The sequence below is a fragment of the Streptomyces akebiae genome (assembly GCF_019599145.1).
Lineage (GTDB): Bacteria > Actinomycetota > Actinomycetes > Streptomycetales > Streptomycetaceae > Streptomyces > Streptomyces akebiae.
This window is the reverse complement of sequence record NZ_CP080647.1, coordinates 908,951-922,002: the sequence shown is the minus strand read 5'-3', so window position 1 is coordinate 922,002 and position 13,052 is coordinate 908,951. Positions and strand designations below refer to the sequence as shown.

The 13,052-nt window shown below is 70.2% G+C and carries 8 protein-coding genes; 6 read left to right on the top strand and 2 right to left on the bottom strand.

Going from position 1 to position 13,052, the window contains the following annotated elements:
- Positions 1-34 precede the first annotated feature (34 nt).
- The 6 genes from K1J60_RS04060 to K1J60_RS04035 all read left to right on the top strand — a co-directional run bounded on the left by K1J60_RS04060 (position 35) and on the right by K1J60_RS04035 (position 6,504).
- Positions 35-760, top strand: a complete 726-nt coding sequence (locus tag K1J60_RS04060) for a succinate dehydrogenase (RefSeq protein ID WP_052146611.1) — start codon at positions 35-37, stop codon at positions 758-760.
- A 2-nt stretch (positions 761-762) separates the two neighbouring features.
- Positions 763-2,721 carry a fumarate reductase/succinate dehydrogenase flavoprotein subunit gene (locus K1J60_RS04055; RefSeq protein ID WP_220644948.1) on the top strand — a complete coding sequence of 653 codons (1,959 nt, stop codon included), beginning with the start codon at positions 763-765 and terminating at the stop codon, positions 2,719-2,721.
- A complete protein-coding gene (locus K1J60_RS04050) occupies positions 2,718-3,467 on the top strand; it encodes a succinate dehydrogenase/fumarate reductase iron-sulfur subunit (protein ID WP_220644947.1) in 750 nt (249 codons plus the stop codon). Before K1J60_RS04055 ends, K1J60_RS04050 begins: the two co-directional genes overlap by 4 nt.
- Positions 3,468-3,659: 192 nt before the next feature.
- Positions 3,660-4,685 carry a hypothetical protein gene (locus K1J60_RS04045; protein ID WP_220644946.1) on the top strand — a complete coding sequence of 342 codons (1,026 nt, stop codon included), beginning with the start codon at positions 3,660-3,662 and terminating at the stop codon, positions 4,683-4,685.
- Positions 4,686-4,844: 159 nt separating this feature from the next.
- A complete protein-coding gene (locus K1J60_RS04040) occupies positions 4,845-5,636 on the top strand; it encodes a GNAT family N-acetyltransferase (RefSeq protein WP_220644945.1) in 792 nt (263 codons plus the stop codon).
- Positions 5,637-5,640: 4 nt separating this feature from the next.
- Entirely contained in the window at positions 5,641-6,504 is an 864-nt protein-coding gene (locus tag K1J60_RS04035) for a lysophospholipid acyltransferase family protein (RefSeq protein WP_220644944.1), read from the top strand.
- Here the strand turns inward: K1J60_RS04035 and K1J60_RS04030 are convergent.
- The gene (locus K1J60_RS04030; RefSeq protein ID WP_220644943.1) at positions 6,468-7,487 is read right to left on the bottom strand and encodes an LLM class flavin-dependent oxidoreductase; all 1,020 of its coding nucleotides are present in this window, start codon (positions 7,485-7,487) and stop codon (positions 6,468-6,470) included. The genes K1J60_RS04035 and K1J60_RS04030 overlap by 37 nt on opposite strands.
- Before the next feature lie 223 nt (positions 7,488-7,710).
- On the bottom strand, positions 7,711-12,909 hold the full coding sequence (locus K1J60_RS04025) for a family 43 glycosylhydrolase (protein ID WP_220644942.1): 5,199 nt from the start codon (positions 12,907-12,909) through the stop codon (positions 7,711-7,713).
- Positions 12,910-13,052: the final 143 nt, after the last annotated feature.

The window sequence follows — 13,052 nt, the reverse complement described above, 5'->3', positions numbered from 1 at the left end:
ACCGATGGGGTGACGCGGATCTAGCGTCATGGGCATGGCTCTGGCAACGCGGACGGAACGGGCGAAACGGTCGGCGCGAAAACCGTCCCCGGCGCGCTCGGTGTGGGACAGCTCCCTCGGCAAGAAGACGGTGATGGCCGTCAGCGGACTGATCATGCTGGCGTACCTGGTCGTCCACATGCTCGGCAACCTCAAGATCTTCTTCGGCTCCGACGAGTTCAACGGCTACGCGCACTGGCTGCGCACCCTCGGCGAGCCCTTCCTCCACCACGAGTGGGCCCTGTGGATCGTCCGTGTGGTCCTCGTCGTCGCGGTCGTCGCCCACGCCACGGCCGCCTACCAGCTCAGCCGCCGTGGCATCAGGGCCCGGCCGGACAAGTACGTCCACACGAAGCGCCGGGCGAGCTACGCGACCCGCACCATGCGCTGGGGCGGCGTCATCCTCGGCCTCTTCATCGTCTGGCACATCCTCGACCTGACGACCGGCACCGTCCACCCGAACGGCTTCGAGGCCGGGCACCCGTACCAGAACGTGATCGACACCTTCTCCACCTGGTACGGCAACGTCATCTACCTCGTCGCGATGCTCGCGCTCGGCCTGCACATCCGGCACGGCTTCTGGAGTGCCGCGCAGACCCTCGGCGCCGGCAGCCGCACCCGCGACCGCGCGCTGAAGGCCACCGCGAACGTCCTGGCCCTGGTGCTGACCGTGGGCTTCGTCTCCGTACCCGTCGCCGTCATGACCGGAGTGGTGAGCTGACCATGACCACGTCCTCCGCATACGCGGACTTCCTGACCGGTGCCCCGGTCGTCGACGGCAAGGCCCCCGAAGGGCCGATCGCCGAGCGCTGGGACAAGCGCCGCTTCGAGGCCAAGCTGGTCAACCCCGCCAACCGCCGCAAGCACACGGTGATCGTCGTCGGAACGGGTCTCGCCGGCGGCTCGGCCGGTGCCACGCTCGCCGAACAGGGCTACCACGTGGTCCAGTTCTGCTACCAGGACTCCCCGCGCCGGGCCCACTCGATCGCCGCGCAGGGCGGCATCAACGCGGCCAAGAACTACCGCAACGACGGCGACTCCGTCCACCGGCTGTTCTACGACACCGTCAAGGGCGGCGACTTCCGGGCGCGGGAGTCGAACGTCCATCGCCTCGCGCAGATCTCCGTCGAGATCATCGACCAGTGCGTGGCCCAGGGCGTGCCGTTCGCGCGGGAGTACGGCGGTCTGCTCGACACCCGCTCCTTCGGCGGCGTCCAGGTGTCCAGGACCTTCTACGCCCGGGGACAGACGGGACAGCAACTGCTGCTCGGCGCCTACCAGGCACTCAGCCGGCAGATCGCCGCGGGCAACGTGGAGATGCATGCGCGCACCGAGATGCTCGACCTGATCGTCATCGACGGCCGGGCGCGCGGAATCGTGGCCCGGGACCTGATCACGGGGAAGATCGACACCTACTTCGCGGACGCCGTGGTCCTGGCGAGCGGCGGGTACGGCAACGTCTTCTACCTGTCGACCAACGCCATGAACTCGAACGCGACCGCCGTGTGGCGGGCGCACCGGCGCGGCGCGCTGTTCGCCAACCCGTGCTTCACCCAGATCCATCCGACGTGCATCCCGCGCACCGGCGACCACCAGTCCAAGCTGACGCTGATGAGCGAGTCGCTGCGCAACGACGGCCGTATCTGGGTGCCCAAGGCACGGGGCGACCAGCGACCCGCGAACCAGATCCCGGAGGACGAGCGCGACTACTACCTGGAGCGGATCTATCCCTCCTTCGGCAACCTCGTCCCCCGTGACATCGCCTCCCGCGCCGCGAAGAACGTCTGCGACGAGGGACGGGGCGTCGGGCCCGGCGGACAGGGCGTCTACCTGGACTTCGCCGACGCCATCGCGCGGATGGGCCGGGGGGCCGTCGAGGCCAAGTACGGCAACCTCTTCGACATGTACCAGCGGATCACCGACGAGGATCCGTACGAGGTGCCGATGCGGATCTACCCGGCCGTCCACTACACGATGGGCGGGCTGTGGGTGGACTACGACCTCCAGACCACCGTCCCCGGCCTGTTCGCGATCGGGGAGGCCAACTTCTCCGACCACGGGGCCAACCGGCTCGGCGCGTCCGCGCTGATGCAGGGCCTCGCCGACGGCTACTTCGTACTCCCGGCCACCATCAACGACTACCTCGCCCGGCATCCGCGGCAGGACGGCATCGGACCCGAACACCCCGTCGCCCAGGAGGTGCTGGCCGAGACCGAGGACCGGCTGAACCTGCTGCTCGCCGTCGACGGCGACCGTACGCCCGACTCCTTCCACCGTGAACTCGGCGAACTGATGTGGGAGTTCTGCGGCATGGCCCGCACCGACAGCGGACTGCGCAAGGCCCTGGAGCGGATTCCGCAGATCCGTGAGGAGTTCTGGCGGCGGATCAAGGTCCCCGGGACGGGCGAGGAGTTCAACCAGTCCCTGGAGAAGGCCAACCGGATCGTCGACTACCTCGAACTCGCCGAGCTGATGTGCCTCGACGCGCTGCACCGCGGCGAGTCGTGCGGCGGTCACTTCCGCGAGGAGTCCCAGACGGCCGACGGCGAGGCGGAGCGCCGGGACGAGGACTTCTCGTACGCCGCCGCCTGGGAGTTCACGGGTACCGGCACGGCCCCCGTACTGCACAAGGAAGACCTGGTCTTCGAGTACGTCCACCCCACCCAGCGGAGCTACGCATGAGGCTCACCCTGCGCGTATGGCGGCAGCGGGCCGCCGACGCCGACGGCGCCATGTCCACGTACCAGGTGGACGACATCTCGCCCGACATGTCCTTCCTGGAGATGCTCGACACGCTCAACGAGGAACTCATCCTGCGCGGTGAGGACCCGGTGGCCTTCGACCACGACTGCCGGGAGGGGATCTGCGGGGCGTGCTCGCTGGTCATCAACGGGGACGCGCACGGGCCGGAGCGGACGACGACCTGCCAGCTGCACATGCGCTCCTTCTCGGACGGCGACACGATCGACGTGGAGCCGTGGCGGGCTTCGGCGTTCCCCGTCGTCAAGGACCTGGTGGTCGACCGGTCCGCGTTCGACCGGATCATCCAGGCCGGCGGATACGTGACGGCGCCGACCGGGGCCGCGCCGGAGGCGCATGCCACGGCCGTTCCCAAGCCGGACGCCGACTTCGCGTTCGAGCACGCGGAGTGCATCGGGTGCGGGGCGTGTGTGGCCGCGTGTCCCAACGGGGCGGCGATGTTGTTCACCTCGGCCAAGATCAACCATCTGAACGTGCTGCCGCAGGGGGCGCCCGAGCGGGAGACGCGGGTGCTGGACATGGTGGAACGGATGGACGAGGAGGGGTTCGGCGGGTGCACGCTCGCGGGGGAGTGCGCCACGGCTTGCCCCAAGGGGATTCCGTTGGTTTCCATCACGAGTATGAACAAGGAGTGGCTGCGGGCCGCTCGTAAGGCCGGGAAACGGTAGCGCCGTTGGAGGCCTGAACTTCTCGGGCTGCGGGTTCGTCGTGGCTGGTCGCGAAGTTCCCCGCGCCCACGAAGGGCGCGCCGTCGTGGACGGCGGTCAAAAAGCGTTCGCCGAATCGTGCGGACGGGCGGGGTCGGGAGTGGTGCTCAGTCCCGGCCCCGTCTGGATTTTCGGTGTAGGTAGGCTGCGCGCATGATGCTCGGGCGGAGGGGGAGACAGCGGTTCCTCGAAGCCGTCGCCGGTTTCGACGCCGCCGTGCGGGAGCGGGACGGGGCCCGGACCCAGCGCGCCTACCGTGAGATGCACCGGCGCTTCGAGGGAGCGGCGCAGCACGAGATCGTCCAGGCGGCGCCCCGGCTGGCCGCGTTGCTCCCGGAGCTGCCCGCCGGGCCCGACACCATGGTCGCCATCGTGATCGGCGCCTGCGTCGAACGGGGCGCGGAGCCGGCCGTCTGCGCGCCGGCGATCTTCCACGGGCTCGACTGGGCGCTCGGCGCCGCGGGGGAGTTCCGCGAGCGCTGGTCGGCGACCGGCGGCGGTGACTACCCCGAACCCGACCACGGGGATCCCGACCCCTCGATCGTCGAACGCGTCGGGATGGAGGCGGCCCTCGGCTGGTGGCTGCTCCCGCGCTGGGAGACGGCGTCCGTCGCCCTGCTCAACCACTTCGCCGTACGCACGGGCCTCGACGCCGAGTGGCGCGCCGGGGTCCTCCGGGCACTGCGGGCCGTGGAGGAGGCGTCCGGGCACGACTTCAAGTGCCTCACGTACGCCCTGCTGGTGCTCGACGACGAGCCGCTCGTCGTGCTGCACCGGCCCAGCGGCACCGGGTACGCGCTGCGGATGAGCGGCATCGCGGACAACTTCCAGCTCCACACCCTGCTCGCCGGGGTGCTCGTCGGAGGCGGGCACGTGGCCGGCCGGGCGCCGTCCGCGCAGGAGGTCGCCGTGTGCCGGGACGCCCAGGGGCAGGTGCCGACGACCGGGTCGTTCAACCTGGTGACGCCCGGCGGGGAGTGGGTGTGGAACGAGGGCACACCCAGCGACATACCCGTCGTCGACGGCGTACGGCTGCTGGTGCTCGATCCACCGCCGTACGAGCGGAGCTGGCCCGCCGGGCGATTCTTCCCCCGGATGACGGGCGAACTCGTCCTGGAGCGGGTCCTCGGCGCCGATGAAACCCGCGCGTGGCTCGGGGGTTGCGTCCCGGCCAGGTGACGGCCACCGGGACCGTTCCGTTCAGCAAGCGCACATCCGGGCTCCCGCCATCGGTCACGCGAAGGCCAGACGGCGTCGGAAGAACAGGTACGCGCAGGCCGTACCCGACCGGCCTGTCCTTCCGCTCAGGCCGAACCGGCCCGTGACCTGGAGTGAGCCATGACCGCCGTATCCGCTCTGGACACCCCTCCGCCGCCGTCCCCGGCGCCCCAGTCGGCGGACCCCACCGCCTACACCGTCACCCTCGCCCGCGACGAGGACGACGTGCGTGCCGCCCAGCGGCTGCGGCACGACGTGTTCGCCGGGGAACTGGGCGCCCTGCTGGCCGGTCCCCGGCCGGGCCTCGACGTCGATCCCTTCGACGCGTACTGCGACCACCTCCTCGTCCGGGAGAAGCCGACCGGGAAGGTGGTGGGAACCTACCGGCTGCTGCCGCCGGAGCGGGCCGCCGTCGCCGGACGGCTGTACTCCGAGGGCGAGTTCGACCTCGGCCGGATCGACGCCATCCGGCCCGGACTGGTGGAGGTCGGCCGCTCCTGCGTCCACCCCGACCACCGCGACGGCGCGGTCATCGGCCTCATCTGGGCCGGTATCGCCCGCTACATGCTCGACCGGGGCCACGAGTGGCTCGCCGGCTGCTGCTCCATCCCCCTGGCCGACGGCGGCACGCTCGCCTCCGCCACCTGGGACCGGGTGCGGGACAAGCACCTGGCACCCGAGGAGTACCGGGTACGGCCGCTGCTGCCCTGGATCCCGACGAACGAGAGCCCCACGGCCCGCATGGAGCTGCCGCCGCTGCTGCGCGGTTATCTGCGGCTCGGCGCCTGGGTCTGCGGCGAGCCCGCGCACGACCCCGACTTCGGGGTCGCCGACCTGTACGTGCTGCTGTCGATGCGCCGGGTCGACGCCCGCTATCTGCGCCACTTCCTCTCCCTCGTACCGGCGGCGTGACCCGATGAGCGTCTGGCTGCCGAGCGCGCCCTGCAGCCCGCAGGCCTGCGTTCAGACGCGGGCGTCGATCGCCGCCGTGCCCGGGGCCGTCGCCCGGTTCGCGGCGGTCGTGGCCCTGGTCCTCGTCGGGGTGCTGGTCGGCGTCGTCGGTCTGCGGGCTCCGGCCGGGCTCGTGCGGTCGTGGTGCCGGGGGGTCGTACGGGCGTCCGGCGTCCGGGTACGGATCTCCGGCACCGCCCCGCCCGACGGCGGGCTGCTGCTCGTCGCCAACCATGTCTCCTGGCTGGACATACCGCTGCTCGGCGCGGTGCGTCCGGCGCGGATGCTCGCCAAGGCGGACATACGGCGGTGGCCGGTCGCGGGCGCTCTCGTCGCGCGGAGCGGAGTGCTGTTCATCGAGCGGGACCGGATCCGCGCGCTGCCGGACACGGTCACCCGGATCGCCGACGCCCTGCGCGGTGGTGCGGCCGTCGTCGCGTTCCCCGAGGGGAGCACCTGGTGCGGCCGCGCCCAGGGCCGCTTCCGGCGGGCCGTGTTCCAGGCCGCGCTCGACGCCGGCGTGCCCGTACAGCCGGTCCGCGTCCGCTACCGGCTCACCGAGGGCGGAGCGAGCACCACGCCGGCCTACGTCGGGGACGACTCGTTGCTCGCCTCCGTGTGGCGGGTGGTGACGGGACGCGGCGTCGTCGCCGAGGTGGACGTACGGGCCGTCATCGGTCCGGCCGACCACCCCGACCGGCGGGCGTTGGCACGGGCCGCGCAGACGGCGGTGATCGACGCGGCGGCCATGGTCGAGCACGTGCCCGAAGTCGGCGGCGGGTGCCTGCCCGCTCAGCCGAGCCCCGCGATCCGGGCCAGCCTCGTGTAGGAGTCCAGCAGCGCCTCACGGTCGTACGTGCTGGTCGTGACCAGGACCTCCTGCGCGCCCGTCTCCTTGATCAGCGACTCCAGCTCGTGCGCCACCTGTTCCTCGGTGCCGTGCACCTGACCGGTCAGCCCCCTCTCGTAGAAGCCGCGCTCCCTGGCCGTCATCGTCCGCCGCTCGATCTCCTCCGCCGGGGCGAGCGGCGGGAACGTGCCGTGGGTACGGGAGTGGGCCATGGCCCAGGCCTCGGGGAGCAGGATCCGGCGCGCCTCCTCCGGGGTGCCGGCGACGGCGATCGTGCCGGAGACGACGACGTACGGCTCCTCGGCCCACGCGGACGGACGGAACCCCGCGCGGTAGCGGTCGATGCCGTGCCTCATCCGCTCGCGGTCGCGGAGATCGCCGATCACCATCGGCAGGCCCGCCCGCGCGGCGATGTCGGCGCCCTCGCCCATCGCGAGCACGAACGGGGGGACGGTGAGGCCCTCCGGGGGGCGGGCGTGCACCCCGGTCGGGGAGGTCCCGGCGAACCAGCCCAGCAGTTCGTCGAGCTGCCCCTCGAAATCCGCCGTGTCGGCGGCGTCCTTGTCCCGGCCCAGGGCCCGGCGGACGCCGTCCGTGAAACCGACGGAGCGGCCGAGGCCCATGTCGATCCGCCCCGGGAACAGGGACTCCAGGACGCCGAACTGCTCCGCGACGATCAGCGGACGGTGGTTGGGGAGCATGACCCCGCCGGTGCCCACGCGGATGGTGCGGGTGGCCGCGGCGACGGCAGCGGCCAGGACCGTGGGGGCGGAGCCGGCCACGCCGGGTACGCCGTGGTGCTCCGACACCCAGAAGCGGTGGAATCCGAGCCGTTCCGCGTCCCGGGCCAGCCGCACGGTGTCCCGCAGGGCCTCGGGGGCGGGGTGGTTCTCGCGGGTGCGGGAGCGGTCGAGGACGGAGAAGCGGGTCGAGGAGAGTGCGGAGGAGAGGGGCGGGGTCATATGGGGTTCAACGTTCTGGGGGTGGGGGGATTCCCGGGCGCCGCGGGCTGCGGGTCCGGTGGGGGCTGGTCGTGCAGCTCCCCGCGCCCCTGCAAAGCAGGGGCTGCGCCCCGTGCTTCTCAGGCCCGCGAGGCCTGGCCCGAGACCACCCGCCCCACCCCATGGACCGAGCCGCGCCCGGAACGTATCCGGACGCGGCTCGGTCTGGGTGGCGCTCAGAGGGTCACTTGCGGCCGATCGTGATCCCCTTCGTCTTCGCGGCCGTCTTGTTGTCGTAGACAACCGAACCCGTGGACTTCTTCCAGATCTTGATCCTGAAGGTGTCCGGGCCGTCGGTGGCCGTGATGCGGAAGGCGTAGCCCGTCTTGCCGTTGACCGTGCCGGAGCCCTGGTAGACCGCCTTCGAGCCGGTGACGACCAGCCAGTCGGAGCCCGTGGAGCGGAACTTCAGCTTGGCCTTGGTGAAGTCGAGCGCGGCCTTGCCGGACGGCCTGGTGTCACCCTTGCCGTACTTGGCGGTGAAGGAGAAGGCCGTCGTGCCGGTCAGCTTCGGCCCTGCCGGGAAGGACCCGGCCGGTGAGGTGTAGGTGCCCTTGCCGGCGGCGGACCCGGCGGCCCGGTCGTAGACGATCAGCTCGGGGAGCGTGCTGCTCGCCGAGGCGCCGTCGTCGTCGGTGACGGTGACCACCGGGCGGAAGATGCCCGCCTTGCGGTAGGTGTGCTCGGCCTTGCAGACGCCGGCGCCGACCTTGCCGGCGGTGGGCTTGGTGCCGTCCTTCCAGTCGACCTTGCAGGTGTGGGTGTCGCGGGTGCCCGGGTCGGTGAACTTGGCCGTGACCGAGGTGCCCTTGCCGACCGCCACCGGGGACTTGGGGCCGGTCGCGGAGGTGATCTTCGGGGCGGCGTTGGTGACGGTCACGGTCGCCGTGTCGGTGCTGCGGCCGCCGGTCAGGGTGAGCGTGTAGGTGCCGTTGTCGGCGCAGGTGACCGTGGTCTTCGCGGACTTGGCGTCGGCGAAGACGCAGGGCACGTCGTTGCCGATCGTCCACTGGGCGGTGCCCGCGCCGGAGACCGTGCCGTTCAGCTGGATCTTGGCGCCCTCCTTGCCGGAGGTGTCCGCGCCGGCCCGGGCGATGGTGACCGGGTCGATGCTCTCCAGGGTCGGCACGACCTTCTTCAGCAGGCCGTCGGCGTCGAACTCCAGCTTGTCGATGGTGGTCTCGCGGTGGGTGCCGTCACCGCCGGGGATGGCGAAGCGGTGGTAGACGATGTACCAGTCGTCGGTGTTCGGGACGTGGACCACCGAGTGGTGGCCGGGGCCCTTCACACCGAGCGAGAGGTCCTTCTCCAGGATCACGCCCTGCTTGGTCCAGGGACCGGTGGGCGAGGAGCCGGTGGCGTAGGCGACCCGGTAGTTCTCGTCACGTGTGTCGTTCTCCGACCACATGAAGTAGTAGGTGCCCTTGCGCTTGATGACGAAGGTGCCCTCGTTGTAGCCGCTCGGCGTGATGTTGGTGACCTTCGAGGCGTCGAAGGAGACCATGTCGTCGTTGAGCGGGACCACGTAGGCGCGGCCGTTGCCCCAGTAGAGGTACGACGTGCCGTCGTCGTCGGTGAAGACCGCCGGGTCGATCATCTGGCCCGTGTGGTCACCGGCCTTCAGCAGCGGCTTGCCGAGCGCGTCCTTGAACGGGCCGGTGGGCGAGTCGGAGACCGCGACACCGATGTTCGCGTCGGCGCAGAAGTAGAAGTAGTACTTGCCGTTCTTCTCCTCCATCGCCGGCGCCCAGGCCCTGCTGTCCGCCCAGGAGACGTCCGGACCGAGGTCCAGGATGACACCGTGGTCGGTCCAGTTGACCAGGTCCTTGGAGGAGTACGCCTTGAACTGCGTACCGCTCCAGCCCTCGAAGCCGTCGGTGGTCGGGTAGATGTAGAAGGTGTCACCGAAGCGGACGACGTTCGGGTCGGCGTTGAGACCGGGCAGGACCGGGCTCTTCATGACCACCGCGGAGACGGTCCAGGTGCGCTTCTTCCCGTCCGAACCCGTGACCTCGTACGTCACCGGCTCGCTGAAGTCGCGCAGGGTGCCGGAGGCCGGGCTGATGGTCGCGCCGTGGGCGAGGGTGAACTCCGGTGCCAGAGCGGTGACATCGCTGCCCGGGGTCAGCGGCAGGACGACTTTGCTGTCCTTGTCGGTGATGATCGCGTCGGTCTTGAGCGCCGGGTGGGTCACCGCGGCGATCCCGGTCGTGTTGCCGCCGAGCTCCAGGACCTCGGCCGGCGTCAGGGCCCGGTTGTAGATACGGAAGTCGTCGACCTCGCCGCCGAAGTACGGGTCCGGGGAGTACAGGGACTTGCCGATGTAGCCGGAGTGGTCCTTGGCGGAGTCGTACAGGTCGGACGGCTTGATGGTGACCCCGCCGACGCGGGCGACCTCGGCGCCGTCCACGTAGAGGACCGCCGTCTCGGTCGCGCCGTTCAGGGTGACGGTGAGGTGCTTCCACTCGCCCGGGGTGAGCTGGGAGCCGCCGAGCATCTGCTTCTCACCGGACCAGGTGGCCTTGGTGATCGCGGAGAACAGCTTGCCGCCGCCGTTGGACGGAGTGGCGAACAGGTACTTGTTGCTGTCGGGGCCGAGCCCGAACAGCCACTGGAAGTTGTCGCCGCCCTTCCACTTCACGTACGTGGAGACGGTGACGCTGCTCGTGTCCTTCAGGACGCCGTTCGGGATCTTGACGTACGGCGAGCTGGAGCCGCTGTTGCCGCCGGACATCTTGAACGAGCCGCCGTCCACGCCGGTCCCGAAGTCGGGCGTACGGACGTAGGTGCCGTGGTAGCCGTGGCCGCTGGAGTCGCGGGCGATACTGCCGCCGGTCTCGTCGAAGTCGTAGTGCAGGAGCAGGTCGGCGGGGACGTCGGGGCCCTCGGCGGAGACCGTGACCTCCGCGGTGACCTCGATCGCCGAGTCGCCCGCGATGTCGCCCTTCACCGTGAAGGTGCCGGCCTGCGCGTACTGCGACGCGTCAACGGCCTCCCAGGTGACCGCGACGGGCCGCTTCACACCGTCCGCCGACTCGGCGATGACGGTGGCCGGCAGGACCGGGGCGTCACCGACACGCGTCTCGACCTTCACGTCCTCGACGTCGGTGATGATCTGGTCCGGCTGGTAGGTCTGCAGCAGCCGGTCGTACTCGGCCTGGGTGACCGGGAGGACGGTGCCGTGCCGGGGCTTGGACGGCAGGTCGTAGCCGGTGGAGGGGGTCCAGACGCCGGAGGCCAGGTCCGTCGTCTCGAAGGGGATGTAGCCGCGCCCGCCGAACTCGTCCAGGAACGCGTACCACTTCTCCTCGGTGTTCGACTTGAACACCAGCGGGCCCTCGGCCGCGCTCATCTCGCCCTTGCCGATGCCCTCGGCGACGGCGGTCCAGGAGAGGTTGCGCAGCGTGTCGCTCTTCTCCTCGAAGATGAACTTGCTGTTGGGCGTGGAGGAGCTGTTGTTCCGCTCGTCCTTGGAGAGGCGGAAGTACTCGCCGTCGTGCCGGATGACCGTGGAGTCGATGACCGAGTAGCCGCGGTCGATCCAGACCTTGGGCTCGCTGAAGGTGTAGAAGTCACGGGTGGTCGCGTACATCATGCGGTTGTACGTGTCGCCGGAGTGGGCCTCGTTGTCGTACAGCTTCGACGCCCAGAACACCACGTACTCGCCGAGCTCCTCGTCGTAGTACGCCTCCGGGGCCCAGGTGTTGCCGGCCGAGTCGGGGGAGACCTTCACCAGGCGCTGGTTGGTCCAGTTGACCAGGTCGGTCGACTCCCAGACCATGATGGACTTGCTGCCGGTGCGCTGGGAGGCGTCCCAGTCGCCGTTGCCGTAGATCTTGAGGTCCGTGGCGATCTGGTAGAACTTGTCGCCCTCGGGGGAGCGGATGATGAACGGGTCGCGCAGACCCTTCTCACCGAGCGTGGAGGTCAGGACGGGCTTGCCGTCGTTCAACTCCCGCCACTTCAGCGGGTCGTTGCCCTTGCTGAGGGCCGCGTAGAGCTGCTCGCCGTCCGAGGTGCCCTCGCCGGTGAAGTAGCTGAACATATAGCCCTTGAGGGCTTCCTTCTTCGGCAGTTCCGGCACCTTCGCGGTGAAGGTGCGGTTCTTCTTCGCGTCGCCCTTGGTGACGGTCGCGGTCAGCTCCACGGTGGTCGCGCCGTCGCCGTGCGCGGGACGCTGGACCACTCCGTCGTCGGTGACGACGGCCGTGTTCGCGGAGGACCAGGACACCTTCGTGGCGAAGTCGCCGGACGTCGGGAGCGTCAGGTTCCCCCGCGCGTCGTCGAGGTTGTGCACGGTCAGTGCCGCGGCGGCCTGGTCGACGGCGGTGGTGTCGTCGAAGGCGGGCAGGACCGTGACCTCGAAGGTCTTGGTGGCGCTCGCGGGACCCTTCTTCAGAGTCGCCGTCAGTGTGGCGTGGCCGTCCGGCTGACCGGCGGCGGGGCGGGTCACCGCGCCGGAGTCCGAGACCACGTCCGTGTTGTCGCTCGCCCAGGTGATGGTCGAGCCGCCGGCCGTGCCGGTCTTCGGCAGGTCCAGGTCGGCGGTCACCGCGCTGGTGTCCCCCAGGGTGAGGGCGGCCTTGTCGGCGGCGACGCCCTCCGCTGCGATGGGGAGCGAGAGCTGCTCGACCTCGGAGCCGGCGAGGGCCCGGTCGTAGACCCGGAAGTCACGGATCTTGCCCTTGAAGAGCTTGTCGCTGGTGTAGACCGACTTGCCTATGTAGTTGGCGGTCGTCGTGCCCGAGCCGATGGAACCCGGGGTGGTGGTGACCGAGGTGTTGCGGCCGACCTCCACGCCGTCCTCGTACAGCACGCCCGTGGTGCCGGTCTGGGTGTAGGTGAGCTGCTTCCACACCGAACGGGTCAGGTTGTGCGAGTCGGAGGGGCGGGTGTTCTGCTCGGTCGACCAGTTGCCCGACGCGATGGCCGTGCGCAGGGAGTTGCCGGTGGCGAAGAGGTAGCCGTTGCCCGTGCCGTTGCTGGTGTTGCCGAAGCCGTAGATGAAGTACGGCCCCGACTGCGACTCGTCCATCAGCACGTCCATGGAGACGCTGATCGAGTTCATGCCCTTCATGACGTCGTTCGGCACCTTGACGTAGGTGTCCGAACCGTTGAAGGCGAGACCCTGGCCGTCGCCCGTCCAGCCGGCGGTGCCGTTCACCGTGCCGTCACGGCCGTTGCCGGAGGCGTCGGTGACCGTGGTGCCGGAGGTGGCGTCGAGCTTGTACCAGAGAGCCAGACCGTCGGTGAGGTCGGCGTCGTCCGCGGCGGCCGGAGCGGCGGGCCCGGCGAGGCCCAGGAGCAGTGACGCGGCGGTGAGCCCGGCGAGCGGACCCGCCCAGCGTCTCGCGCGGCCGCGCAGACGTGCGATGTACGTCATGTGGAGTATCCCTGCTGAGAGCACGACTGATGAAGGAGTGGCGAAAGGCGACGGGAGGCAAGCGGAAAAGGGGGTCGAGAAAGGGCGGGAACCCTCGCCCCGGGTGTCCCGCTGTTTCGGCCGTGTGACGTCGTGTTGCGAGA

Excerpts from the sequence above, each read along its gene's own strand:
- K1J60_RS04030 (WP_220644943.1), bottom strand. The coding sequence starts at position 7,487 with ATGACCCCGCCCCTCTCCTCCGCACTCTCCTCGACCCGCTTCTCCGTC.
- K1J60_RS04050 (WP_220644947.1), top strand. The coding sequence starts at position 2,718 with ATGAGGCTCACCCTGCGCGTATGGCGGCAGCGGGCCGCCGACGCCGAC.
- K1J60_RS04055 (WP_220644948.1), top strand. The coding sequence starts at position 763 with ATGACCACGTCCTCCGCATACGCGGACTTCCTGACCGGTGCCCCGGTC.
- K1J60_RS04040 (WP_220644945.1), top strand. The coding sequence starts at position 4,845 with ATGACCGCCGTATCCGCTCTGGACACCCCTCCGCCGCCGTCCCCGGCG.
- K1J60_RS04035 (WP_220644944.1), top strand. The coding sequence starts at position 5,641 with ATGAGCGTCTGGCTGCCGAGCGCGCCCTGCAGCCCGCAGGCCTGCGTT.
- K1J60_RS04025 (WP_220644942.1), bottom strand. The coding sequence starts at position 12,909 with ATGACGTACATCGCACGTCTGCGCGGCCGCGCGAGACGCTGGGCGGGT.
- K1J60_RS04045 (WP_220644946.1), top strand. The coding sequence starts at position 3,660 with ATGATGCTCGGGCGGAGGGGGAGACAGCGGTTCCTCGAAGCCGTCGCC.
- K1J60_RS04060 (WP_052146611.1), top strand. The coding sequence starts at position 35 with ATGGCTCTGGCAACGCGGACGGAACGGGCGAAACGGTCGGCGCGAAAA.